The following is a 22,700-nucleotide window of genomic DNA, read 5'->3' on the forward strand; positions in this document are numbered from 1 at the left end:
CTCCCTTTCCGCCCCCCCCCCCCGGGGCGGGCGGCCGGTGGCCGCGGGCCGCCCCCCCCCGGCGCCGGCGGCCTCCACCCTCGGGTGGCCGGCCGCGGCCGGCCACCCGAGGGTGGGTGAATCTGATGGGACGCGCCCCCGCGCTCCGCCACCCCCCACGGGGCGGAACGCGGGGACCCCCCGTCCCGGCTACTGCAGAAACGCCCCCAGGGGCGACAGCAGTAGCCGGCCGAGCGCCGCGGCGTTGTCGTCCAACCGCGTGCGCTCACATTCGCGGGCGTCCGGATCGTGCCGGCACCGCCAGATCTTCTGCGCGTTACGCCAGGCGACATTGCGGGTGTACTCGACCAGCTCCCCCTGGTACCAGTCGTCGATGTCGCCGTTGAGCATGTCGATGAGCAGCTGCCACTGCTCCAGATAGCCCCGGCGCAGACCGGGGATCTTGTCCGCGAAGATCCTGTTGATCTCCAGGTAGTCGTGGTGCTGGTCACTGCCGTCGACCGGCTCCGACTCCAGGTGGTCGAACGTGGTCACCAGCGCGAAGGGCAGGTCGAAGTTGATGTGCGCGTTGACCCCGGCCGCCGCCGACGGCAGCGGACGGGCGTCCGGCCCACGCATCCGCTCGAAGAGGCACGACCACGCCTTCGGGGTGCCCGGGCTGGAGTCGGTCCAGAGCCGCATCGCGTCGAAATACCGCGCGGCGAACTCCACGTCCAGCCGGGACAGGAAGGCCGGGTCGACGAAACGATCCTCGTACAGCCCGTCCAACACGCTGCTGGTGATGGTCAGGTAGAGCCTGTTGAAGTCGGCCAACGGGCAACTGGCCTCCAACGGAGGAAACCGCACCAGCAGGTCCTGAAGTTTGGTGAGGTGATCGACCACGGCCGGCACGTCCGCGGGATGGTCCGCGAGCAGGTCGACGATGTCCCGGTGCACGGGACCCCAGACCGGTGCGGTCATCTCTCCTCCATAGTGGTCGGCGGCATCCCCCGTGCCGTCGTCGACGCGGCCCAGCCTTTCAGCCGACACCCACTCACCGAATCAGTAGAACGACGTATCCCGGCGCGCACACGCGCCAGTGGACGGTGCGGAACGTCAGCTTCGGACGTTGCGCAACTGGATCGCGCTGGCCTGGACCCGCGTACGGACCTGGAGCTTGTCGAAGATGTGCGACACGTGCACGCCAATGGTCCGCTCGCTGATGAACAGCCGCTGCCCGATCTCCTTGTTGGTCAGGCCCTCCGCGACAAGCGCGAGCACCTCCCGCTCCCGTGCCGTGAGCGGCGCCAACTCGTCGTCGGACGCCTCGGCCGGCGCGCTCCGCCCGCCGCTGACTGCCTCGTGCTCCTCCAGCGACACCCGGGCCCGCCCGGCCAGCTCGCGGATCTCCGAGGTCAGCGGCACCGCGCCCAGCCCCTGCGCCACCCGGTACGCCTCCCGCAACAGCTTGCCGGCGGTGGCCAGCCGGCTGCGGCGGGCCAGCAACGCCTCGGCCTGCCGCAGCCGCGAGTACGCCGCCGGGTAGGGGTGGTGGCGTCGGTCCCACTCGGCGACGGACGCGGCCCACAGGTCCGGGTCACTGCTGTCGAGGCGGCTCACCTCGGCGGCGCAGAGCGCCAGGAACCCCTCCACCACCGACCGCACCGGACCGGCCGCGCCGACGCTCTTGCGGGCCACCCGGTCCGCCACGTCACGCAGCCGGCGTACCACCGTCGGGTCCACCGCCACGGTACGGCTGGCGTGTGCCTCGGCCTCGGCCCGCAGCCCGTGCCAGACCAGCGCCGACAGGATCGTCACGTCGTCGGACCGGCTCTCGGTGAGGCCCCGCTGCACCGCCAACCGCGCCACATCGTGCCGGCCTTCCCACATGGCCAGCCCGGCGCGCAGGGTGAGCAGCGGAATGACGTGCCGCGCCCCACCACCGGCGAGCAGGGTCGCCACCGCGTCGAGGTCACGGCTGGCGGCGTCGATGTCGCCGTAGCCCACCGACAGCCGGCACCGGGCCAGCAGCAGCTCGACGGCGTCCGCACCGGACGGTCGGTGCCGCAGGGCGGCGGCGACCACCTTCTCCGCCTCGGCCCACTGGCCCACCCGGAACAGGCCGTTGATGGCGACGGCCAGCAGCCGGGTCTCCCAGGTGCGACCCAACCCCAGCTCGGCGACCCGCTCGGCACCACGACGGGCGACCACCACACCCTCTTCGAGGATGTTCAGTGGCCCGGTCAACAACTCCGCCAGGTGCAGGTACGCGCAGGCCACATCCTCGGGTTGGCCGGCGCGCTCGGCGGTGTCGAGGGCGTCGCGCATCACCGCGAGCCCCGCGTCCGGGTCCTCCAGATAGGCGTCGCTGAAGCCCAGCGCCGAGCTGGCCAGCACCACCTCGGTGGCGGAGCCCTCCACGTCGGCGGCCAACGCCAGCGCCTCCCGGGCCCACCGTCCGGCGTCGGCGTAGCGGCCCAGGTGCAGGAGCAGCTCGGCGAGGCGGGCGGCGGCGGTGGCCCGGTCGCGCGGGGAACAGTCGGCCGCGGTCAGCGCCCGCTGGTATTCCTCCTCGGCCGGCGCCGAGCGGCCGGCGGCGGCCAGGTAACGGGCCCGGCGGATGTGCAGCGCGCTGGGCTCGCCCCCCGGCAACGCGGCCACCTCTTCCAGGAGGACCAGCGCGCGGGCGTGTTCCCCGCAGTGGTGGGCGGCCTCGGCGGCGTTCTTGAGCAGCTCGACCCGGTCCACCGCCAGCGGTCCCGGGTCGGCGGCCAGTTGCAACGCCGCCGACCAGTGCCGGTGCGCCTCGGCGTAACCGTGCAGCCGCTCGGCCTCCTGCGCCGCCGCCACCGCGGCCGGCAACGCGCGCGCCGGCTCACCGGCCAACCGCCAGTGGTGCGCCAGCCGGGCCTGGTGCAGCTCACCCGGCGCGGCGGTCAGCGCCTCGGCGTAGCGGCGGTGCAGCCCGGAACGCTCGGCCGGCAGCAGTTCGTGCGCGAGCACCTCGGCGACCAGGCGGTGCCGCAGCCGGTAACCGTCGTCGGCGCCGACCAGCAGCCGGTGGGCCACCGCGGCGCGGGCCGCGTCGATCAGCTCGTCCTCCGGCAACCGCAGCACCTGCGCCAGCAGCCAGTGCTGGACCGGCTCGACGCCGGCGGCCACCGCGTGCACCACCGCGTGGGCGTGCTGGGGCAGCGCGTCGACCCGGTCGAGGAAGATCTCCCGCAGCGTCTCGGACAGGCCGTCGCGGCCGTCGCGGAGATCGCGGGCCAGCTCCTCGATGACGAACGGGTTGCCGCCGCTGCGCTGCCAGATCTGCTCGGCCGCCTCGGCGGGCAGCGTCCGGCCGACCACCGCGGCGGCGAGCTCCTCGGTGTCGGCCCGGCCCAGCGGAGCCAGGTCGAGCACCCGCACCGTACGCAGCCGACGCAGCTCGGTGAGCACCCGGCGCAGCGGGTGCGCGCCCTGCAGCGACTCGGCGCGCACCGCCGCCAGCACGGAGAGCTGGAGGTCGCCGAGCCCGGCCAACAGGTAGAGCAGCAACTGTCGGGTGCTGCGGTCGACCCACTGCAGGTCGTCGAGGATGAGCACCAGTGGTCTGCCCTCGGCGATCAGGTGCAGCCCGCGGCTGGCCCGCTCCAACAACGCGCCCGCGCCGTCCGGGCCGGCGGTCTCGTCGGCGAACATCTGCAGCAGCCCTCGTACCGCGGAGGAGGTGCGGGCGTGCGAGGTGGACAGATCGGCGTCGAAGCGGCGCAGCGCCTGCAACAGCGGGTGCAGCGGGGAGGCGTCGCCGATGTCCAGGCAGCTGCCGGTGAGCACCACGGCACCCTGCGCGCGCAGCCGTTCGGCGACCTCACCCAACAGCCGGGTCTTGCCCACACCGCTCTCACCGGTCAGGAAGACGCCGGCGGTCTGCCCGTGCGCGGCGTCACCGTGCAGCGCGGCCCGAACCGTCTGCACCAGCTCGGCCCGGCCCACGAGCGGTGCGGTGTCCCCATCGCTGGCCATGGCACGCAGCCTAATCACAGGTCCCCGAACCGTTCTACGGCCAACTGCCGCTTGTGGTACTCCTCGCGTCGACTTTGCGACAAAAGGTTGCGGGTGGCCGACATACGTCGTTCGGCAGATCCCCGGTCAGCCCAGGAATGCCAATCTCCGGAGGTCACCTGGCATCAGCGGGGGGAAGGGTTGGTGCGAAGCCCATGACCACCATCGCTACTACCAGCATAATCATCGCCGGCGACGCGCGGCGGCCCGTGACCCCGCACTGGCCCGTGCCGGAGGAGAGACGCACCGTCACGGTGCTCTTCGCCGACATCGTCGGCTCCACGGCGTTGGTGAGCCGACTCGACCCGGAGGACGTCCGCGCGATGCAGCGGGTCTACTTCGACACCGTCACCGGCGTGCTGCACCGCTGGCAGGGCGTGGTGGAGAAGTACGTCGGCGACGCCGTGATGGCGCTCTTCGGCGCTCGGCGCTCCGACGGCTTCGACGCGTACCGCGCGGTGCGGGCCGGACTCGAGATCCAGGCCGCGCTGGACCGCCGGCCGATGGTCGGGGACATCCGACTGCGGGTGCGCGTCGGTGTCGCCACCGGCGAGGTCGTGGTCGACCTGGGCGACGCGGTCAGCGGCGGGCACGGCGTGGCCAGCGGCGCGGTGATCACCACCGCGGCCCGCCTCCAGGAGTACGCGCCACCGGGTGCCGTCGCGCTCTGCGCGGCCACCGCACGGGCCACCGCCGGCCTGATCAACAAGCGTCAGCTGCCACCGGTGCCGGCCGCCGGCCGGATGTCGCCGGGGCCGCTCTGGCACGCCATCGGCCCCGTCCGCCCCGGCCCGGACCGGCACGACGGTCCGCTGATCGGTCGCCGCCGCGAACTGGCCACGATCCGCGACCAGCTGACCCTTGCCATCCGGGTGCGCAACCCGTGCTGGGTCTCGCTGGTCGGACCCACCGGCAGTGGCCGCAGCCGGCTGCTGCACGAGTTGACCCGTGGGCTGACCACCGTGTTCGGCGCGCCGGTGCGCTGGTCGGTGGCGGCCTGCCAGCCGTACCCCGATCAGGTTCTGGAACCGGTCGCCGAGCTGCTCCGCGGTGTCGCCGGGGTACGTCGCGGTGACGGCCCGGCGGCGGTCCACGACCGGCTCGTCGCCGCCCTGACCGCCCTGTTCCCACCGGCCCGGGTCGCCGCCGCGGTCCCGACGCTGCAGCGGATGCTGACCAACCCGGACGATTCGGCCGGGGCGATGGCCGGCGCGGCGATCTGCCGCGACGTCCTGCTGCGCCTGGCCACCCAGGCGCCGCTCGTCGTCGCGGTGGACGACGTGGACCGGGCGGCGCCCGCGGTGAGCGGATTCCTGCGGGCGCTGTTCGACGCGGCGACGGCACGGCGGCTACCACTGGCCGTGGTCACCCTGCACCAACCGCAGTGGGCCGACATCCGGCCCGGCCCGGCCCGTCGGATGGCGGTCCGACCGCTGGCCACTGTGCAGTCCGGGCGACTGCTGCGCCATCTCCTGACCCGGTCCGGTCAGCCGGTGACCCTGGTGGACCGGCTGCTGCCGCTGGTGGGTGGTCGGCCCGGGCACGCGACGGCGTACGTCGCGTCGATCGTGGCCGGGGCCGACCCGGCGGTGCTCCCGCTGCCCGAGGCGGTCCGCCGGACCGTCGGCGCCGAGGTGGACCACCTCGATGGTGAGCGGCGAGCGGTCCTGATGGCCGCCGGTGTCCTCGGCGGCGTGGTCTCCGGCGCGGCGGTCGACCGCGCGCTCGGCTGGTCGCCCGGCCGGTCGGTGTCGGCACTCCGCCGGCTGGTCGCCGCCGGACTGCTCATCCCCCAGCGCACCGGGGGGTACGCGTTCGCCTCGCCCGCGCTGCGCCAGGTCGCCGCCGAGCGGTTGCCCCGCGCGCTGCGGGCCGTCTTCACCCGCCGGGCCGCCGACGCCCCACGCCGCGACATCGCCCGGCGGCCCCACCGCGCTGCCGCGAACCCCGCTGGTGCCGCTCGTACGGCCGGCAGCGGCTCGACCGGGCGGTCCGTCGAGGTCGTGCGGCTGGACGCCGCGCGTTCCCGGGTCGGCCGCGACACCGCCCTCGTGGCGTTGGCCCCCGCGCCAGGATCCGGCCCGCCACGCCTCCCCGCCCCGACGATGGCGACTCCGCCAGCCGCGCCGCCCCGGGGAACCAACCGTGCGCCGGGCGTCAACCGGCTCCGAACCGTCGCGCCGGCCGGCGGCATGCCACCGACCTCGTCGGTGCCGGTGGCGGTGGCGCAGGCCAATACGGGCGGTCACTGGCCCTCGGCCGTCGACCGCATCCCGGTGGCGATCCGCGTGGTGCCTGCCGTGGCGGGGTCGACGAGACCCGGCACCGGCGTCGGCGGACTGCCCGATCGGGTACGCGCCTTACCCGTCCCACCGTTGATCCGCCAGCCGGACGGCCTGGGCTACGGGCACCCCGGCTCAGGCGGGTACGTCACGACGAACGACTGACCCCGGGCGGCCGCCCGCCGAACTGCCAGTTGTGCACCTCGACGTCGGCGTACCGGTCCACGGTCAGGATGGCGCGCGCCGCGTCCGGCGTCGGCGCCCGGACCAGCGCGGCAGTGCCGAGCCACGTGCCGCCGTCGTCGGACAGCAGCGGCCCGTACGCGATCAGCTCGTCCGGGTCGGGCGGCATGGGCAGGTCGACGGCCTGCCCCGCGCCGAGACCAAGTACCAGGTAGCGGTTGCCGCCCTCCCGACCACCGGGGAAGTCCCACATGGTGCGGCCCAGCGTGTTGCGCCATCGGCGCAGCAGCACATCCCGGTACACGCCGGCCTGGTAGTTGGGCTCCTCGAAGGCGAACGTCCGCGCGGCCGCCGGATCGGGCAGGTCGACGATGTGCACGCTGCCGGTGGCGGTGTCACCGGACAGGGTCGGGCCGCGGGCGATCAACTCCTCCGCGTACCGGTCCATGTAGGACCAGTGCTCGGCCAACAACTCGTCGCGCAACGTGCCGGAGTCGGGCCGGTCGCGGTGGTAGCACAGGAACTCCATGCCACGCATTCTCGACGTGGCGCCGGACCTCCGGGCGGTCGGGTGTCGCCCGCCGCCTACGGCACGGACGCCGAGGCCAGCAGCGCCGCGGTCGGCAGGACGAGCAGGCCGTCCGCGTCGCGGTAGGCGGCGGTCAGCTCGTCGTACGCGGCACGAATGCGGGTGACCACGTCCGGCGGCTGGGCCGCCAGCACCAGGCCCGCCTTGCTGATGCCGTTGGCCGGGCCGCTCCACCAGGCCTCCGGGTGGGTGCGGTGCGCCCAGGTGATCGTGTCGCAGCCAGCATCGGCGAGACCGGCGGCGTCGAGCAGAGCCGCGAACCCGTCGGGGGTACGCGGGAAGTCCCGCTCCGCGTCCACCGTCGGCACGGAGGTCGGACGCTCGACCCCGGCGGCGTCGAACACCGCTCCCCAGAGCCGCTGCGCCTCGGGTGGCGGGTCGGGCCAGATCGTCACCGCGATCCGCCCGGCCGGCCGGACGACCCGTCGCAGTTCGCTGATCGCGGCCACCGGATCACCGACGTGATTGATCACGAAGTTCGCCACCGCCGCGTCGAAGTGCCCGGTGGGAAACGGCAGGTGGGGCAGAGTCGCGAGGCGGACCTCGACGTCGGACGGGACCCGGCCGCGCACCAGCTCGACCATGCTGGGTTCGGCGTCCACGGCCACGACGGTGGCTCCCCGAGCGCTCGCCAGCGCGGCCACGGTGCCGGAGCCGGTGCCCGCGTCCAGCACCCGCATGCCCGCGGCGACGCCCGCGGCGTCCAGCAACGCCGGGGCGGGATGGGCGCAGAGGGCGGCGAAACTGCCGTCGTACGCCGCCGCCCGCCCGGCCCAGCGCGACCGCTCGTGCTCGTCGAACGCCGTCGTCGGCACCGCGCCACCCCCGCTCAGGATCTTGATGGTGGCGACGATATCGAACGGGATGTGTCCGGGGGTGCCCCGCGCCCTCGCGGGACGCCGCCCGTACCCCTGGTGAGCTGGGTGTCCGGTGTCCACCGGCAGCGGTGACTAGGATTGGCCGGTCATGCTGCTACGGGTGCTCGGGCCGCTTGAGGTCGAGGTCGACACAGGCGGACCGGTCGACCTCGGCGGCCCCCGCCAACGCGCCGTGCTCGCGCGGCTGCTGGCGGCCCGAGGCGAGGTCGTCTCCGTCGGTCAGATGATCGAGGACCTGTGGCGGGGTGACGCGCCGCCGCGGGCGATCGCCTCCGTCCAGACGTACGTCTCGCACCTGCGCCGCCTGTTGGAGCCGTCCCGCGAGCGCCGCACGCCGGCGCGGGTCCTGGTCACCGCGCCGCCCGGCTATGCGATCCGGGTGCCCACCGAGGCCGTCGACGCCGGCCGGTTCGAGACGCTGCTCGTCGGGGCGCGCACGGTCAGCGCCACCGATCCAGGTCGGGCGCGGCTGCTGCTGAGCAGCGCGCTCGACCTGTGGCGCGGTCGGGCGTACGCCGAGTTCGCCGGGGAGCCGTGGGCGCAGGCCGAGGTGCTGCGGCTGGAGGAGCTGCGGCTCGGTGCCCGGGAGTCGCTGCTCGACGTGGTCGTGCGGTGCGGCGACGCGGCCGAGGCGGTGGCGGAGGCGGAGGTGCTGACCCGGCAGGCGCCGCTGCGGGAGGAGAGCTGGCGGCTGCTGGCGTTGGCGTTGTGGCGGGCCGGCCGGCAGGGCGACGCGCTCGCCGCGCTGCGCCGGGCGCGGGCGACCCTCGTGGACGAACTCGGCCTGGATCCGGGCCCGGCGTTGGTCGAGGTGGAGTCCGCGATCCTGGGCCAACGACTCGACCTGCTCCCCCCGGTGGCCGCGGCACGCGTCGACGCCGGGCGACCGGCGACCGCTGAGGTGTTCGTCGGGCGGGAGGCCGAGCTGGCCGCTCTCGGACGGGCCGCCGCCGAGGCGGTGGCGGGCGGGCCGCGGGTGGCGCTGCTCAGCGGCGAGGCCGGCGCGGGAAAGACGAGTCTGCTCGCCCGCTTCCGGGAGGCGCTCACCGCCCGCGACTGGCTGGTCGTCGTCGGCCGCTGCCCCGAGGTCGAGGGCGCCCCGCCGGCCTGGGCATGGGTCGAGGCGCTGCGGCAGCTCACCGAGCAGGCGCCGCCGGGTGATCTCGCACCCGCGCTCGTCCCGCTGCTCGGCGGGAGCGCCGGCGAGTCCGGGGGCGACGTCACCGCCGGCCGGTTCCGGCTGCACCACGCCGTTGGCGCCTGGTTGGACGCGGCCGCGATCCGCAGACCGGTCGCCGTGATCCTCGACGACCTGCACGCCGCCGACGCCGAGACGCTGCTCCTGCTGAACAGCGTCATCGAGGTGACCACCGGGGCCGTGCTGGTCGTCGCGGCGTTACGCCCCACCGACAACCGCGAGCGGCTCGCCGACACGATGGCCGTCCTGGCCCGTCGGTCTCCCCACCGGATCCGGCTGGGTGGCCTGACGACGGCCGAGATCGAGACACTGCTCGGGGCGCTCGCCCGGCAGCCCGTCGACGCGGAGACGGTCGCCGCGCTGACCGAGCGGACCGGCGGCAACCCGTTCTACGTACGGGAGTCGGCGCGGCTCCTCGCCGCCGAGGGCACACTCGTCGCCACCAGCGACGTGCCGGACGGGGTACGCGACGTGCTGCGCCGACGACTGTCGCGCCTGCCGTCGCCGGCGGTCTCGGTGCTGCGCCTCGCCGCCACGCTCGGCCGGGAGGCGGACGTGCCGACACTGCTCGACGCCGCCGACACCGACGAGACCGCCACCCTCGAAGCGCTGGAGATCGGGCTGGCCGCCGGGCTGCTCACCGAACCGGCACCGGGGCGGGTGCGCTTCGTGCACGGGCTGGTCCGCGACACCATCTACACCGACCTGCCCCACCTGCGCCGTACCCGACTGCACGCCCGGATCGCCGCCGCCACCCGGCGGCTGGCACCCGACGACTATCCGGCCCTGGCCCACCACTACGCCCGTGCGGCGTCGGCCGACACCGCTCCGCTCGCCGTCGACTACGCCATCCGCGCCGCCGACCTGGCGGAGCGGCGGTACGCGTACGACGCGGCGGTCGAGGTGCTCGGCAACGCCGTCGACGCCGCCGGGTCGGCAACCGGGGATCGCGACGCGCTGCGGGTCGACCTGCTCGGCCGGCTGTTACGCGCCCAGGCTCGGGCCGGTGCGGTGGCCGCCGCCCGGCAGACCCGCGCCCGAGCCGTGGACGTGGCCGTCGCGTCCGGCCGGGACGAGCTGCTGATCGCGGCGTTCACCGCGTGGACCGTCCCCACGCCGTGGCTGACGCACGCGTACGGCGTCGTGGACCATCGGGTCGTCGAGCTGCTCAGCCGGCTGTTGCGGTCCGACGACCTGGACCCGGTGGCCCGCTGCCGTCTGCTCGACGCCCTGGCCACCGAGTTGGACGGCGAGTCGGACCCCCGGGGTGTGTCGGCCGGGCGGGAGGCGCTGACGATCGCCCGGCGGCTGGGTGACCCGGAGCTGCGGGCCCTGGGGCTGGCCGCCCGGGTCCGGACCATGAGCTACGAGCGGGAGGCGCCACACCGTCGGGAGTTGGCCCTGGAGCTGCGCGACCTCGCCGACGAGCACGGGCTGGTGATCTACCGCTGGGTCGCCGAGCAGGTGCTCGCCCACTGCGCCGCCGCGCTCACCGAACCGGCCGAGGTCCGCGCCGCGATCGCCCGACAGGGGTGGCTGGCCGAGACGTACCAGCTCAACGAGGGACAGGTGATCTACCTGTGCGGGCGGGGTGCCCTCGCGCACATCGCCGGCGACTTCGTCGCCGCTCGCCGACACTACGACGAGGTGGCCGCGCAGATGCGGCGCCAGGGTTCGCTGCACGCCGAGGCCTTCCACTATTTTTCGGTCGGGACCCTGCTGATCAGCCAGGGACGCTTCGGCGAGCATCTGGAGGCGACCCGCCGCATCCGTCGGTCGCTGGGGCCGATCGTGGACGACCTGCTGGCGCTGGCGCTGATCGAGAGCGGACGGGTGGACGAGGCGCGGGCCATGCCCGTCGGTCGGCACACCTACCGCCCGGACTACTTCGAGTCGGCGCTGCTCAGCGTCCGCGGGATGGTCATCGTGGCGCTGGGTCGGCGAGACCTGGCCCAGCCCGTGATCGACGCCCTGCTCCCGGTCCGCGACCAGCTGGCTGGTTTCTCCACCACCGCGGCCGTGCTGCGACCGGTCGCGCTGACGCTCGGGGAGCTGTTCCGGCTGGTGGGGCGCACCGAGGAGGCGGCCCGGCACTTCACGCTGGCGGCCGGGGTGGCCCGCCGGTGGGAATCGCCGCACTGGCTGGCCGAGGCGACGGCCGCGTTGACCGACTGAACGCCCGGTCAGTGGGTTCCAAGCCGATTCCAAGTGCCACCGAGCATGATCAACAGATCTGTGTCAGTTGATTTCCTCGGAAAGGTCACCGTGAACCAGAACCACCGCGAAGCCAGGGCCGACGTCCGCGACATGTACATGGCGCACACCGTCTTCCGTCGCGAGTTCGGCCTGCTGCCGCAGCTCGTCCGTGACGTCAGGCCGGGCGACGTCGGCCGCGCGGAGGTCGTCGGCGCCCACGCCGAGATGCTCTGTCACACCCTGCACCTGCACCACGAGGGCGAGGACCTGCTGCTGTGGCCCCGACTGCTGGAGCGCGGCGGCGCGGAGGCCGCCGCCATCGTCCCCACCATGGAGGCGCAGCACCACGCCATCGAGGATGCCCACGCGGCGGTGGTCGCCCTGCTGCCGGGGTGGCGGCGTACCGGGCACGGTGGTGACCACCTCGCCGACGCCTTCGAGCACCTCCGCACCGCGCTGATCGAACACATGGCCATGGAGGAGAGCGCGATCCTGCCGCTCGCCGAACGGCACGTCACCGCCGCGGAGTGGATGGAACTCGGCGAGCACGGGATGGCTAGGACCCCGAAGAAGCGGCTGCCGCTGGCCTTCGGCCTGGCCATGTACGAGGGCGACCCCGAGGTGATCAAGGCGGTGCTGGCGCACGCCCCGCTGCCGGCCCGGCTGCTCATGCCGATCATCGCGCCCCGGCTCTTCGCCGCCCACGCCAAGCGGGTGCACGGCACCGCGACTCCCCCGCGCATCGGCGCCGCCGCGCGCTGAGCGAGGCCGGCCACCAGCGGGACGTGCCGGTGCTCAGCGGGCAGCGAGGAAGGCCAGCACCCGCGGCCAGGTCTCCGCGTCGGCGCTCCTGTCGTACTCGCTCAGGTCCGGATCGGTGAACAGATGCCCCGCGCCGGGGTAGCGGAAGACCGTCAGCTCGGCACCGGCATCGGTCATCGCCTGCTGCCACTCGTCGACCTCGTCCGGCGCGTCGTACGGGTCGGGGTCGGCGAGGTGCAGCTGCACCGGCATCGCGGGCCGGACCGCGTCCGGTGCGCCACCGGTGCCGTGCAGCAGGAGCAGACCGGCGGCGTCGGGACGCTCGGCCAGCAGCGCCCCGGCCACGCCGGCGCCCATCGAGAGGCCGGCGAGCACCGTCTCCGGTGGCAGGTCGCGCAGCGCGGCTCGGGCGCGGTCCAGCACCACGTCGTGGCCGATCTTGTCGAGCAGCGCGAAGCCCTCCTCGACGCTGTCGGCGGCCGGTACGCCGTACAGGTCGGGGGTGCTGACCTGGTGCCCGGCGGCGCGTAACCGGTCGGCGGTCGCGCGCACGGCGGGCCGCAGCCCGTACACGGAGTGGAACAGCACGACGTGTGGCATCACGTCATCCTGCCGCAGTCGAGGGTCAACCCGGTGTGGGCACGCGGGGCGGACGCCAGACCAACGCGGTCAGCCGCGACCAGGTCGCTCGGCGGGCGCAGACCGTCGGGTACCACGAGCGGAAGAAACTGTCGCGCTCGGCGATCGTCAACTCGGATATATCGTGTGGCCGTGACCATTCTGCTGACCATCCACAATGAACTGTACGAGCGGGCGGGCCGGTTGTCGCCAGCGGCGCAGCGGGTGCTGTCGGTCGCGGCGGTGCAGCGGTCCCTGCCACTGCTGCGTCAGTCGGCGGAACGCGACGAGGTGCGGCGTCCGGTGGTCGACCTTGCCCCGGAAGGGCTGGCGGTCGCGTGGGCGGTGTGCGCCGGAGCCGCGGCGGGCAGTGACGTGGCCGACCGGCTGCGGGCCTATGGGCCGTCCGATTCCGGCGATCCGATTCTGTTCGACGACTCATCCGTGCTGGCGTTCGTGCGGGACCTGCCCGATCTGATCGACGAGCCCGGCCTCTATCTGGCCGGCCTCGCGAACCTCCTCTACAACCACAACATGAGTGACTTTCCCGACCGGCCGTACAGCTCGGGCGAGTTGCTCGAGGTCGCGGCTCAGGCGTTCGAGATCGAGCTGCTGGAACGGGAGCCGGTGACGCCGGAGCTGATCGAGCGCATCCGCGAACACGCGATCGCCGTCGGTGACGACCTGGCCGGTTGACGATCATCACGGTGCACGGTGCACGGTGCACGGTGCACGGTGCACGGCGTCGCGTCGCCGGACGAGAGGACCTTCTTCGGCGTCTGGCTCGTTTGTCAGCCAGCGGGCAGGGCGATGGTGTCCAGCCAGGCGCTGAGGACGGGCGCGACGGCGTGGAGGTCGGGGCCGTCCACCGTTTTGCTGGCGGCGGCACGAGCTTCGGGGGTCGCGTTGAATGCGATGGCGCAGCCGACCACGCCGAACAGCGGTACATCCGAGCGCCCGTCGCCGATGGCCGCGCAGTGCCGGAGTTCGACGCCCAACTCGGTGGCCGTCCTGATGGCGAAATCGCGCTTGGCCTGCTCGTCGAACTGCTCGGCGACCTCGCCGCTGTAGCGGCCGTCGACAATGTGCAAGCGTGGTCCGCACGCTCGCTCGAAGCCGAAGCGGCCGCACAGGTAGGTGCCGACGAAGTCCCACGCCAGCGTGGTCAGTACAGGCACGAGCGAGTGTGCCCGGCACCACGAAACCGTCTCCGCTATGCCGTCCACCAGCGGCATCGACTCCAGATACGCCTGCGCCTCGGCGGGTGTCCTGCTTGCCCACCCACGAGCTTCGAGTACGCACGCCTCGTCGCTGCTCAAGGTGCCGGCCGCGTAGCCCGCTTGTATGTGCGCGATCTCCTTGGCATTGCCGACGAGTTCGGCGAGGTGCTGGCCGCTACTGCTCGGCGTCAGTGTCCCATCGATATCAAAAAACACCGCTCCACGGATCATGGCCGAGACAGTACCCGTCAGGCGTGGGCGGGGCGGTTCAGCCGGCCGACCGCTGGTCGACGATGCGGCGCATCTTGCCCATCGACCGCTCCACCCCGTCCGGGGCGATGACGTCGACCGCCACGCTCACACCGATGGTGTTCTTCACCAGCTCCACAAGCGTCGCGCCGGCCCGCTCGGCGGCGTCCACGGCGACGCCGGCCCGCCGCTCCACCCGTACCGTGAGGGTGTCCAACCGGCCCTCCCGATCGAGGACGCACTGGAAGTGCGGCGACAGCTGCGGGGTCCGCAGGATCAGCTCCTCGATCTGGGTGGGGAAGATGTTCACCCCGCGCACGATCATCATGTCGTCCGTGCGGCCGGTGATCTTCTCGATCCGGCGCATCGGGCGGGCGGTGCCGGGCAGCAGTCGGGTCAGGTCGCGGGTGCGGTAGCGCACGACCGGCATCGCCTCCTTGGTCAGCGAGGTCAACACCAGCTCACCGCGCTCACCGTCGGGCAGCACCGCCCCGGTCACCGGGTCGATGATCTCCGGATAGAAGTGGTCCTCCCAGAGGTGCAGCCCGTCCTTGGTCTCGACGCACTCGGTGGCCACGCCGGGGCCCATCACCTCGGAGAGCCCGTAGATGTCGACGGCGTGGATGTCCAGCCGCTGCTCGATCTCGCGGCGCATGTCCTCGGTCCACGGCTCGGCGCCGAAGATGCCCACCCGCAGTGAGGTGGCCCGCGGGTCGATGCCCTGGCGTTGCATCTCGTCGACGATGGCGAGCAGGTAGCTGGGCGTGACCATGATGACCTCGGGTTCGAAGCCGCGGATCAGCATGACCTGACGCTCGGTCATGCCCCCGGAGACCGGGATGACCGTGCAGCCCAGCTCCTCGGCCCCGTAGTGCGCGCCCAGGCCGCCGGTGAAGAGCCCGTAGCCGTACGCGATGTGCACCCGGTCGCCGGGACGGCCGCCGGAGGCACGGATCGATCGGGCCATCAGTCGCGCCCAGGTGCGCAGGTCGTCGCGGGTGTAGCCGACCACCGTCGGTCGGCCGGTGGTGCCGGAGGACGCGTGCAACCGGGCCACCCGCTCCCGGGGTACGGCGAACATGCCGAACGGGTAGTTGTGCCGCAGCTCCGCCTTGCCGGTGAACGGGAAGCGGGCCAGGTCGTCGAGGTCCCGGCAGTCGTCGGGGTGCACCCCGGCGGCGTCGAACGCCCGTCGGTAGTGCGGCACGTTGTCGTACGCGTGCCGCAACGACCAGCGCAGTCGGTCGCGTTGCAGGGCGCGCAGCTCGTCGATGCCGGCGCGCTCGATCGGCTCCAGCTCCTCCGGACGAGGGGTGCGGTCCTGCATCGGCTGCCTCCTTGGCGCGGCGGTCCCGGTGGGGCTGCGGGTACCGTACGCCCGCAGTCGCCGGGTCCGGCGGGGCGGTCAGCGGGTGGCCGGCAGCCGGTGCAGGGCGTCGACCAGCGGAGCCAGCTCGGGGGTGGCCTCCGCCTGGGCGAGCGCGTCGCTGAGCACCCGGTCGTGGGTGGGGCGGGTCTGGGCGAGCAGCTCGGAGCCGGCCGGCGTCAGCTCGGTGTAGATCCCGCGCCGGTCGTCGGCGCAGAGGATGCGGGTGAGCAGCCCCCGCTGTTCGAGGCGGGTGACCAGCCGGGTGGTGGCGCTGCCGGAGAGCGCGGCGGCGCGGGCGAGCTGGCTCATCCGCATGTGCCAGCCGTCCTGGCGGGAGAGCGCGTCGAGCACCGTGTACTCGACGACGGACAGGTCGTGGCCGGCCTGCAACGCCCGTTCCAGGGATGTCTCGATCAACCCGTGCAGGGCGGCGAGGGTGCGCCAGCCCTGCGCGCGGATCTCGACCGCGTCGTCGGCGATGCCCATGCCGGCCCTCCTCGGGTGTGCTCTCGACGGCTCAGGCTACCACGCTTGCGCCGACATCCGGCGCGTGCAAGTATTTCGTTGTTGACGCGTGTAGTTGCACGCGCCGCGCATCTGCCGCCTCCCCGATGGGAAGACCATGTCCGTACGCCACAAGTCCCTGCCGCCCGGCCTGATCGCGCTGGCCATCGGCGCCTTCGGCATCGGGCTCACCGAATTCGTGATCATGGGGCTGCTGCCCGAGGTTGCCGCCGACTTCGCGGTCACCGAACCGGTGGCCGGCTGGCTGATCTCCGGCTACGCGCTCAGCGTGGCCGTCGGTGGGGTGGCCCTCACCGCGGCGGTCACCCGACTGCCGCGCAAGCCGGTGCTCCTGGGTCTGATGGTGCTGTTCATCATCGGCAACCTGCTCTCCGCCGTCGCCGGTGACTACGCCGTGATGATGGCCGGCCGGATCGTCGCCGCGCTCTGCCACGGCGCGTTCTTCGGCATCGGCGCCGTGGTGGCCGCCGGCCTGGTCGCGCCGGCCCGCCGGGCGGGCGCCATCGCCATGATGTTCGCCGGTCTGACCATCGCGAACGTGCTCGGCGTGCCCTTCGGCACCTTCCTCGGGCAGCACTTCGGCTGGCGGTCGACGTTCTGGGCGATCACCGCGATCGGCGTGGTGGCGCTGATCGGGCTGGCCCTGCTCATCCCGGCCGGCGACACCGCGAACGCCGACCGTCCGGCCGGTGGGCTGCGCGGCGAGTTGCGGGCCTTCACCCACTCGCAGGTCTGGTTGTCGCTGGTGATCACGGTCCTGGGCTTTGGCGGCATGTTCGGCGCGTTCACCTACATCGCCTACACGCTCACCGAGGTCAGCGGCTTCGCCAGCAGCACCGTGCCGTGGCTGCTCGTCCTCTTCGGCGTGGGGCTCTTCGTCGGCAACCTGCTCGGCGGCCGGGCCGCGGACAGGTCACTGTCGCGCACCCTGGTCACCGTCCTGGCGGTACTCACCGTGGTACTCGTCGGCTTCGCGCTGACCGCCACGAACCCGGTGCTGACAATCGTCGCGCTGGTGCTGATGGGTGGGTTCGGCTTCGCCACCGTGCCGCCGTTGCAGATGCGGATCATGCATTACGCCCATCAGGCGCCGACCCTGGCGTCCGGGGCGAACATCGCGGCGTTCAACCTCGGCAACGCCCTGGGCGCGTGGATCGGCGGGGTGACGATCGCCGCCGGACTCGGCTACACCTCGCCGATCTGGGCCGGCGCGGCACTCACCCTGGTCGGCCTGGGCGTCCTGCTGGCAGCGCTGCGGCTGGCCCGCCGCCAGGAGCCGGCGAAGGGCGACGCGGCCCTGGTGGACACGGCGGCCTGACCGGGCGGACGTGCGGACGCGGGGCCGGGCATCCACCCGGCCCCGCGTCACTCTGATCATCGCCCTGCCATCATCCCGCAATTGCAAGTTATGTGCAACAAGGTCTGGACAACGCGATCGGTCCGTAACTAGCCTGCTTGCCATGAGTCCTTACATCTTGGAGCCCTGGTCCTGGCAGGAGAGCTGGGATCGTCAGCAGGAGGCATTCATGCCGGACCGGGAACACCGGTTCGCCACCATGCTGGACACCGTCGACGCGGTGCGCGACGGACGGCCGCCGCGCGTGCTCGACCTGGCCGGCGGCACCGGCACGATCTCGCTGCGGACACTGGCGCGCTTTCCCGACGCCGAGGTGACCCTGCTGGACCTCGACCCGGCACTGCTGGCCATCGCCGGGGCCACGCTCGGCGACCGGGCCACCATCGTCCCGACCGACCTCGGCACCCCCGAGTGGCGCGCCGCGCTCCCCCACCGCGACTACGACGCTGTCCTCACCGCCACCGCCCTGCACTGGCTGCCGGCCGACCGGCTCGGGCAGCTCTACGCCGAACTGCGCGACGTGCTGCGCCCGGGCGGAGTCTTCGTCAACGCCGACCACATGCCCGACGACACCCTGCCGGAGCTGACCAAGCGGCTGATGGACCGGGCCCGGGACCGGCGCAACGCCCGGTACGCCGCCGGCGCGGTGCTGTCCTGGTCGGGCTGGTGGGAGCGGGCGGGGGCCGATCCGGCGCTGGCCCCGCTGGTCACCCAGCGGCAGGACATCTACCCGACCGGGCACAGCCCGGAGTGGAACCCGCCGGTCTCCTGGCACCTGGCCGCACTCACCGCAGCCGGGTTCAGCGAGGTCGGCACGGTGTGGCGCGGCGGCCCGGACGCCGCCGTCGCGGCGGTGCGCTGACGCAGCCATCGCCGGGCGGCACGCTCGATGCCGCCGTCGCCGGCAGAGCACCAGATGCCGCCAACGCCGGCAGTGCACCAGATGCCGCCGTCGCCGGCACTACGCTGAGCACTCGTGCCAGAACCATTCGAGCCGCGTACCGACCCCGACGTCGACCTGCGCGTCCCCGCCGACCGTCGCGAGCTGACCGCACGCCCCGCGACGGTTCTCGCCACCATCGCGGCCGGCGGGGTGCTCGGTGCGCTGGCCCGGGCCGGCCTGCAACACGCCGCCCCGCACCCGCCGACCGGTTTCCCCTGGGCGACGTTCGGCATCAACCTGTCCGGTTGCCTGCTGATCGGGGTGCTGATGGCGACGCTCGGGCACCTCGGCGGTGGGCACCCCCTGGCCCGCCCGTTCCTCGGGGTGGGGGTGCTCGGCGGGTTCACCACGTTCTCCGCCTACGTGGTCGACATCCAGCAGGCGCTGGTCGCGGGCGCGCCGGGCACCGCGCTGGCGTACCTGGCGGCGACACTGCTCGGGGCGCTCGTCGCGGTCGGGCTGGGCGACGCCGCCACCACTGCCCTCCTGGTCCGGAGGGCGACCCGGTGACCGTGCTGCTCATCGCCCTGGGGGCGGCCGTCGGGGCGCCGTTGCGCTACCTCGCCGACCGGGCCGTGCAGTCCCGACACGAATCGGCGTTTCCCTGGGGGACGCTCACCGTCAACGTGGTCGGCTCGCTACTGCTCGGCGTGCTCGTCGGGTGGCCGAGCGGCCCCGCGGTCACCGCGCTGCTCGGCACCGGGTTCTGCGGGGCGCTGACCACCTACTCCACCTTCAGCTACGAGACGCTGCGGCTGACCCGGGGCGGTCACCGCCTCCTCGCGCTGGCCAATGTCGTGGGCAGCGTCGCCGCCGGGCTGGCCGCGGCCACCGCCGGCTACGCCCTGGCCCGCGCCCTGACCGGCTGACCTGCGAAAATCGCGCCCTGAACGGGGAACGCACCGGGCGTATATACGCGATGTATACCTTCGGTGTATTCTCCTCCCATGAGCGTGCCACTGACCCTTCTCGGCCTCCTCGAACGGGAGCCCAGCCACGGCTACGACCTGAAGCGCGACTACGACGCCTTCTTCGGCCGGGGCAAGCCACTGCCGTTCGGCCAGGTCTACTCCACCCTCAGCCGCCTGGCCCGCGACGGCAAGGTGGTGATCAGCGACGTCGCGCCCGGCTCCGGCCCCGACCGCAAGCGCTACGTCATCACCGACCTGGGGGCGACCGAGGTCCAGCAGTGGCTGACCCAGCCGGTCGATCCGGAGCCGCACCTGCAGACGGTGCTCTTCGCCAAGGTCGTGCTCGCGCTGATGCTCGAACGTCCCGCCGACGAATACCTCGACACCCAGCGCAGCGCGCACCTGCACCGGATGCGCGAGCTCACCGAGATCAAGCGCGCCGGCAGCCTGGTCGACGCGCTGCTGGCCGACCACGGCCTCTACCACCTGGAGGCGGACCTCCGATGGATCGAGATGACAAGCGCCCGGCTGGACGCCCTGCGCACGGAGGTGCGGCCGTGAGCGTGGTGATCGAAGCACGCGACGTGGAGTTCTCCTTCGGCCAGACACCCGCACTGCGCGGCGCCAGCGTCGCCGTGGAGGCGGGCGAGATCCTCGCCGTGATGGGTCCCAGCGGCTCGGGCAAGTCCACCCTGTTGCACTGCCTGGCCGGCATCCTCGTGCCCGACTCCGGCGAGATCCTCTTCGACGGGGTCCGGATCGACACCATGACCGAGACCCAGCGCAGCAGCCTGCGCCGGGACCGCTTCGGTTTCGTGTTCCAGTTCGGTCAGCTCGTCCCCGAACTGACCGCCGTGGAGAACGTCGCCCTGCCGCTGTTGCTCAGCGGCGTACACCGCAAGCAGGCGCTGCCGAAGGCGAGTGCCTGGTTCGCGCGCCTGGGCCTGGACGGCCTGGAGCATCGGCGCTCGGGTGAGCTGTCCGGCGGGCAGGCGCAACGGGTCGCCCTGGCCCGCGGCCTGGTCGCCGAGCCGCAGGTGCTCTTCGCCGACGAACCGACCGGCGCGCTCGACTCGCTGACGGGCGAGCAGGTGATGGACCTGCTGGTCAGCGCTGCCCGCGAGCAGGGCACGACTGTCATCCTGGTGACCCACGAGGCCCGGATCGCCGCGTACGCCGACCGCGAGGTCATGGTCCGCGACGGGCGCGTGAACGCGCCGGACCGGATCGCCTCATGATCGGCTTCGGGCTCCGCCTCGCCGTGGCCGGCGGCCGGGAGGCGCTCACCCGCCTGCTCGTCATCGCCGCCGCCGTCGCGATCGGCAGTGGGCTGCTGCTGACCACCCTGGCCGGGGTCAACGCGGTAAACGCCCAGCTCACCCGGTTCGCCGCGATCTATCCCAACGCCTCGACCGGCGGCGCCGCCGATCCCCTGCTGTGGTCGACGCGGGAAGACTACTTCCACGGCGAGCAGATCATCCGGATCGATGTCGCCGCGACCGGCCCGAGCGCACCCACCCCGGTCGGGATCCCGACCACGCCCCGACCTGGGGAGTACTACGCCTCACCCGCGTTGCAGAGGCTGCTGGCCGCCCACCCGGCCGATCAACTGGGTGACCGCTACCCGGGGCGTGACCTCGGCAGCGTCGGGCCGGCCGCGCTGACCTCGCCGGACACCCTGCTCGTCATCATGGGCGGCACTCCCGACGAGGTCGCCACACTGCCGAACGCCGAACAGCTCACCCGAATCGGCGACGCCCCCGCGCTGCCGGAGACGACCGTCAACCTGATCCTGGGCGTGATCGCCGGCGGGCTGCTGTTTCCGGTGCTCATCTTCATCGGTACGGCCACCCGGCTCAGCGCGGCCCGCCGCGAGCAGCGCTTCGCCGCGATGCGCCTGGTCGGCGCGACACCGAAGCAGATCTCGGTGGTCGCCGCCGTGGAGGCGGCCGTCGCGGCCGGCGCCGGCACCGCCCTCGGTTTCCTGCTGTTCTACGCGTTCCGCGGCCCGCTCGCGGGCATCCCGTTCACCGGCATGCCATTCTTCCCCAGCGACATGTCGCTGGGTGTGCTGGACGCCCTGCTCGTCGCGCTCGGTGTCCCCGCCGGTGCGGCGATCGCGGCCCACGTCTCGCTGCGCCGGGTACGAATCTCGCCACTGGGCGTCACCCGGCGGGTCACCCCACGCGCACCGCGCGCGTACCGGCTGATCCCACTCCTGCTCGGCGTCGGCGTGCTGGTGCTCGCGCTCGGCTTCCGACCCCCGACCTCCGACGGCCAAACGGCGGTGTTCCTGCCCGGCCTGCTGCTCATCATGGCCGGGCTGGTCGTCGCGGGCCCGTGGCTGACGATGGTCGGCGCCCGGGTCCTGGCCCGGTACGCCAACCGACCCGCCACGCTCATCGCCGCGCGACGGCTCGCCGACAATCCGCGGGCCGGCTTCCGGGCGATCAGCGGCGTCATGCTCGCGCTCTTCGTCACGAGTGTGGCCGTCGGCGTGATCACCACGATCGTCGCCGAGCGCGGTCCGGCCCCGGTCGGGTCGGCCGAGGCGGGACAGGTGTCTCTCTACCTGCCCGACGATGCGCCGGCGACGCCTGACACGCTCTTCACCGAGCTGCGCTCGGTCAACGGCGTACGGTCCGCGACGGCGGTCCGCGAGAACCCGGACTGGATGAACACCAGCGAGCCCGGCGTGATCGCGTGCGCCGACATTCCGAGCGCGTTCGGCCGGTGCGCCGAGGGCGTCACCGTCGCCGAGGTGCCGACGGGCCTCGTCCCCTTCCGGGAGTCGGCGTCGTCCGCCCGGGTCTGGCCCTCCGCGTCGGTGCCGCTCGGCGATCTCCAACGACTGCCGGTGATGTCGATCCTCGTCGACACGGACGGATCGGCAGCCGCCGTCGAACGTGCACGCACCGTCCTCGAGGCCGCCTTCCCGGCCTTCCAGGTGGCGCCGAACGTGCCCGGGGACTTCGAGTCGGAGTTCGCCAACACCCTGCGTGGCTGGGAACAACTGGCAAACGTCATCATCGTCGCCAGCCTCGCCCTCGCCGGGTGCAGCCTCGCCGTCAGCGTGATCGGCGGTCTCACCGAGCGCAGACGACCGTTCAGCCTGTTACGCCTCAGCGGCGCTCCGGTACGCGTCCTGCGCCGGGTGGTCGCGCTGGAGAGCGCCGTACCGATGCTCGCCGTCGCCGCGGTCGCCACCGGCATGGGTCTCCTTGCCGCGCAACTGTTCCTCAAGGCGCAGATGGACTACACGCTCGTCGCGCCGGGACCGCGCTTCTACGCGATCGTCGTCGTCGGCCTGGCCGCCTGCCTCGGCATCATCGCCTGCACCATGCCGTTGCTGGAACGCATCACCGGCCCGGAGACCGCCCGCAGCGAGTAA

General features: G+C 73.1%; 19 protein-coding genes. 11 read left to right on the top strand and 8 right to left on the bottom strand.

Annotated features, from left to right (window positions below; translation table 11 throughout):
* Positions 1-189 precede the first annotated feature (189 nt).
* Both AB0C25_RS11250 and AB0C25_RS11255 read right to left on the bottom strand, forming a co-directional pair.
* Positions 190-960, bottom strand: a complete 771-nt coding sequence (locus tag AB0C25_RS11250) for a DUF5995 family protein (protein WP_357372019.1) — start codon at positions 958-960, stop codon at positions 190-192.
* Between the two features lie 135 nt (positions 961-1,095).
* Positions 1,096-3,990, bottom strand: a complete 2,895-nt coding sequence (locus AB0C25_RS11255; protein WP_357372021.1) for an AAA family ATPase — start codon at positions 3,988-3,990, stop codon at positions 1,096-1,098.
* 194 nt (positions 3,991-4,184) lie between these two features.
* Between AB0C25_RS11255 and AB0C25_RS11260 the strand changes: the two genes are divergently transcribed.
* The gene (locus tag AB0C25_RS11260; protein ID WP_357372023.1) at positions 4,185-6,476 is read left to right on the top strand and encodes an adenylate/guanylate cyclase domain-containing protein; all 2,292 of its coding nucleotides are present in this window, start codon (positions 4,185-4,187) and stop codon (positions 6,474-6,476) included.
* On the opposite strand, the gene AB0C25_RS11265 is transcribed toward AB0C25_RS11260, so the two are convergent.
* Both AB0C25_RS11265 and AB0C25_RS11270 read right to left on the bottom strand, forming a co-directional pair.
* Positions 6,460-7,023 (bottom strand): YciI family protein, encoded by a 564-nt coding sequence (locus AB0C25_RS11265; protein ID WP_357372025.1) that lies wholly within the window; start codon positions 7,021-7,023, stop codon positions 6,460-6,462. The genes AB0C25_RS11260 and AB0C25_RS11265 overlap by 17 nt on opposite strands.
* A 56-nt stretch (positions 7,024-7,079) precedes the next feature.
* Entirely contained in the window at positions 7,080-7,898 is an 819-nt protein-coding gene (locus tag AB0C25_RS11270; protein ID WP_357372027.1) for a class I SAM-dependent methyltransferase, read from the bottom strand.
* Between the two features lie 151 nt (positions 7,899-8,049).
* On the opposite strand from AB0C25_RS11270, the gene AB0C25_RS11275 reads away from it, so the two are divergent.
* Complete coding sequence (locus AB0C25_RS11275; RefSeq protein WP_357372029.1) at positions 8,050-11,334, top strand: BTAD domain-containing putative transcriptional regulator; 3,285 nt, start codon at positions 8,050-8,052, stop codon at positions 11,332-11,334.
* Positions 11,335-11,394: 60 nt separating this feature from the next.
* Positions 11,395-12,117 (top strand): hemerythrin domain-containing protein, encoded by a 723-nt coding sequence (locus tag AB0C25_RS11280; RefSeq protein WP_357372031.1) that lies wholly within the window; start codon positions 11,395-11,397, stop codon positions 12,115-12,117.
* A 33-nt stretch (positions 12,118-12,150) separates the two neighbouring features.
* Here the strand turns inward: AB0C25_RS11280 and AB0C25_RS11285 are convergent, their stop codons facing one another.
* A complete protein-coding gene (locus AB0C25_RS11285) occupies positions 12,151-12,717 on the bottom strand; it encodes a dienelactone hydrolase family protein (protein ID WP_357372033.1) in 567 nt (188 codons plus the stop codon).
* A 171-nt stretch (positions 12,718-12,888) separates the two neighbouring features.
* On the opposite strand from AB0C25_RS11285, the gene AB0C25_RS11290 reads away from it, so the two are divergent.
* Complete coding sequence (locus AB0C25_RS11290) at positions 12,889-13,431, top strand: hypothetical protein (RefSeq protein WP_357372035.1); 543 nt, start codon at positions 12,889-12,891, stop codon at positions 13,429-13,431.
* Between the two features lie 95 nt (positions 13,432-13,526).
* Here AB0C25_RS11290 and AB0C25_RS11295 read toward each other — a convergent pair whose 3' ends face one another.
* The 3 genes from AB0C25_RS11295 to AB0C25_RS11305 all read right to left on the bottom strand — a co-directional run bounded on the left by AB0C25_RS11295 (position 13,527) and on the right by AB0C25_RS11305 (position 16,059).
* Positions 13,527-14,186 (bottom strand): HAD-IB family phosphatase, encoded by a 660-nt coding sequence (locus tag AB0C25_RS11295; RefSeq protein WP_357372037.1) that lies wholly within the window; start codon positions 14,184-14,186, stop codon positions 13,527-13,529.
* A 37-nt stretch (positions 14,187-14,223) separates the two neighbouring features.
* On the bottom strand, positions 14,224-15,531 hold the full coding sequence (paaK, locus tag AB0C25_RS11300; RefSeq protein ID WP_357372039.1) for a phenylacetate--CoA ligase PaaK: 1,308 nt from the start codon (positions 15,529-15,531) through the stop codon (positions 14,224-14,226).
* 78 nt (positions 15,532-15,609) lie between these two features.
* On the bottom strand, positions 15,610-16,059 hold the full coding sequence (locus tag AB0C25_RS11305; protein ID WP_357372041.1) for a MarR family transcriptional regulator: 450 nt from the start codon (positions 16,057-16,059) through the stop codon (positions 15,610-15,612).
* A 136-nt stretch (positions 16,060-16,195) separates the two neighbouring features.
* Between AB0C25_RS11305 and AB0C25_RS11310 the strand changes: the two genes are divergently transcribed.
* The 7 genes from AB0C25_RS11310 to AB0C25_RS11340 all read left to right on the top strand — a co-directional run bounded on the left by AB0C25_RS11310 (position 16,196) and on the right by AB0C25_RS11340 (position 22,700).
* Positions 16,196-17,416: an MFS transporter gene (locus AB0C25_RS11310; RefSeq protein WP_357372043.1), complete on the top strand. Its 1,221-nt coding sequence runs from the start codon at positions 16,196-16,198 to the stop codon at positions 17,414-17,416.
* Positions 17,417-17,558: 142 nt separating this feature from the next.
* On the top strand, positions 17,559-18,317 hold the full coding sequence (locus AB0C25_RS11315; RefSeq protein ID WP_357372045.1) for a class I SAM-dependent methyltransferase: 759 nt from the start codon (positions 17,559-17,561) through the stop codon (positions 18,315-18,317).
* Positions 18,318-18,431: 114 nt separating this feature from the next.
* Positions 18,432-18,908: a CrcB family protein gene (locus tag AB0C25_RS11320; RefSeq protein WP_357372047.1), complete on the top strand. Its 477-nt coding sequence runs from the start codon at positions 18,432-18,434 to the stop codon at positions 18,906-18,908.
* Positions 18,905-19,267 carry a fluoride efflux transporter CrcB gene (gene crcB / locus AB0C25_RS11325; protein ID WP_357372049.1) on the top strand — a complete coding sequence of 121 codons (363 nt, stop codon included), beginning with the start codon at positions 18,905-18,907 and terminating at the stop codon, positions 19,265-19,267. Before AB0C25_RS11320 ends, crcB begins: the two co-directional genes overlap by 4 nt.
* Positions 19,268-19,345: 78 nt before the next feature.
* Entirely contained in the window at positions 19,346-19,870 is a 525-nt protein-coding gene (locus AB0C25_RS11330; RefSeq protein ID WP_357372051.1) for a PadR family transcriptional regulator, read from the top strand.
* Positions 19,867-20,547, top strand: a complete 681-nt coding sequence (locus tag AB0C25_RS11335) for an ABC transporter ATP-binding protein (protein ID WP_357372053.1) — start codon at positions 19,867-19,869, stop codon at positions 20,545-20,547. The genes AB0C25_RS11330 and AB0C25_RS11335 overlap by 4 nt, the downstream gene beginning before the upstream one ends.
* A complete protein-coding gene (locus AB0C25_RS11340; protein ID WP_357372055.1) occupies positions 20,544-22,700 on the top strand; it encodes an FtsX-like permease family protein in 2,157 nt (718 codons plus the stop codon). Before AB0C25_RS11335 ends, AB0C25_RS11340 begins: the two co-directional genes overlap by 4 nt.

Source organism: Micromonospora sp. NPDC048839 (assembly GCF_040649915.1).
Taxonomy (GTDB): Bacteria; Actinomycetota; Actinomycetes; order Mycobacteriales; family Micromonosporaceae; genus Micromonospora.

What these genes read in the sequence shown, in the direction of transcription:
- paaK (WP_357372039.1), bottom strand. Translation starts at nt 15,531, where the DNA reads ATGCAGGACCGCACCCCTCGTCCGGAGGAGCTGGAGCCGATCGAGCGC.
- AB0C25_RS11305 (WP_357372041.1), bottom strand. Translation starts at nt 16,059, where the DNA reads ATGGGCATCGCCGACGACGCGGTCGAGATCCGCGCGCAGGGCTGGCGC.
- AB0C25_RS11260 (WP_357372023.1), top strand. Translation starts at nt 4,185, where the DNA reads ATGACCACCATCGCTACTACCAGCATAATCATCGCCGGCGACGCGCGG.
- AB0C25_RS11315 (WP_357372045.1), top strand. Translation starts at nt 17,559, where the DNA reads ATGAGTCCTTACATCTTGGAGCCCTGGTCCTGGCAGGAGAGCTGGGAT.
- AB0C25_RS11310 (WP_357372043.1), top strand. Translation starts at nt 16,196, where the DNA reads ATGTCCGTACGCCACAAGTCCCTGCCGCCCGGCCTGATCGCGCTGGCC.
- AB0C25_RS11285 (WP_357372033.1), bottom strand. Translation starts at nt 12,717, where the DNA reads ATGCCACACGTCGTGCTGTTCCACTCCGTGTACGGGCTGCGGCCCGCC.
- AB0C25_RS11340 (WP_357372055.1), top strand. Translation starts at nt 20,544, where the DNA reads ATGATCGGCTTCGGGCTCCGCCTCGCCGTGGCCGGCGGCCGGGAGGCG.
- AB0C25_RS11250 (WP_357372019.1), bottom strand. Translation starts at nt 960, where the DNA reads ATGACCGCACCGGTCTGGGGTCCCGTGCACCGGGACATCGTCGACCTG.
- AB0C25_RS11295 (WP_357372037.1), bottom strand. Translation starts at nt 14,186, where the DNA reads ATGATCCGTGGAGCGGTGTTTTTTGATATCGATGGGACACTGACGCCG.
- AB0C25_RS11330 (WP_357372051.1), top strand. Translation starts at nt 19,346, where the DNA reads ATGAGCGTGCCACTGACCCTTCTCGGCCTCCTCGAACGGGAGCCCAGC.
- AB0C25_RS11255 (WP_357372021.1), bottom strand. Translation starts at nt 3,990, where the DNA reads ATGGCCAGCGATGGGGACACCGCACCGCTCGTGGGCCGGGCCGAGCTG.
- AB0C25_RS11265 (WP_357372025.1), bottom strand. Translation starts at nt 7,023, where the DNA reads ATGGAGTTCCTGTGCTACCACCGCGACCGGCCCGACTCCGGCACGTTG.
- AB0C25_RS11275 (WP_357372029.1), top strand. Translation starts at nt 8,050, where the DNA reads ATGCTGCTACGGGTGCTCGGGCCGCTTGAGGTCGAGGTCGACACAGGC.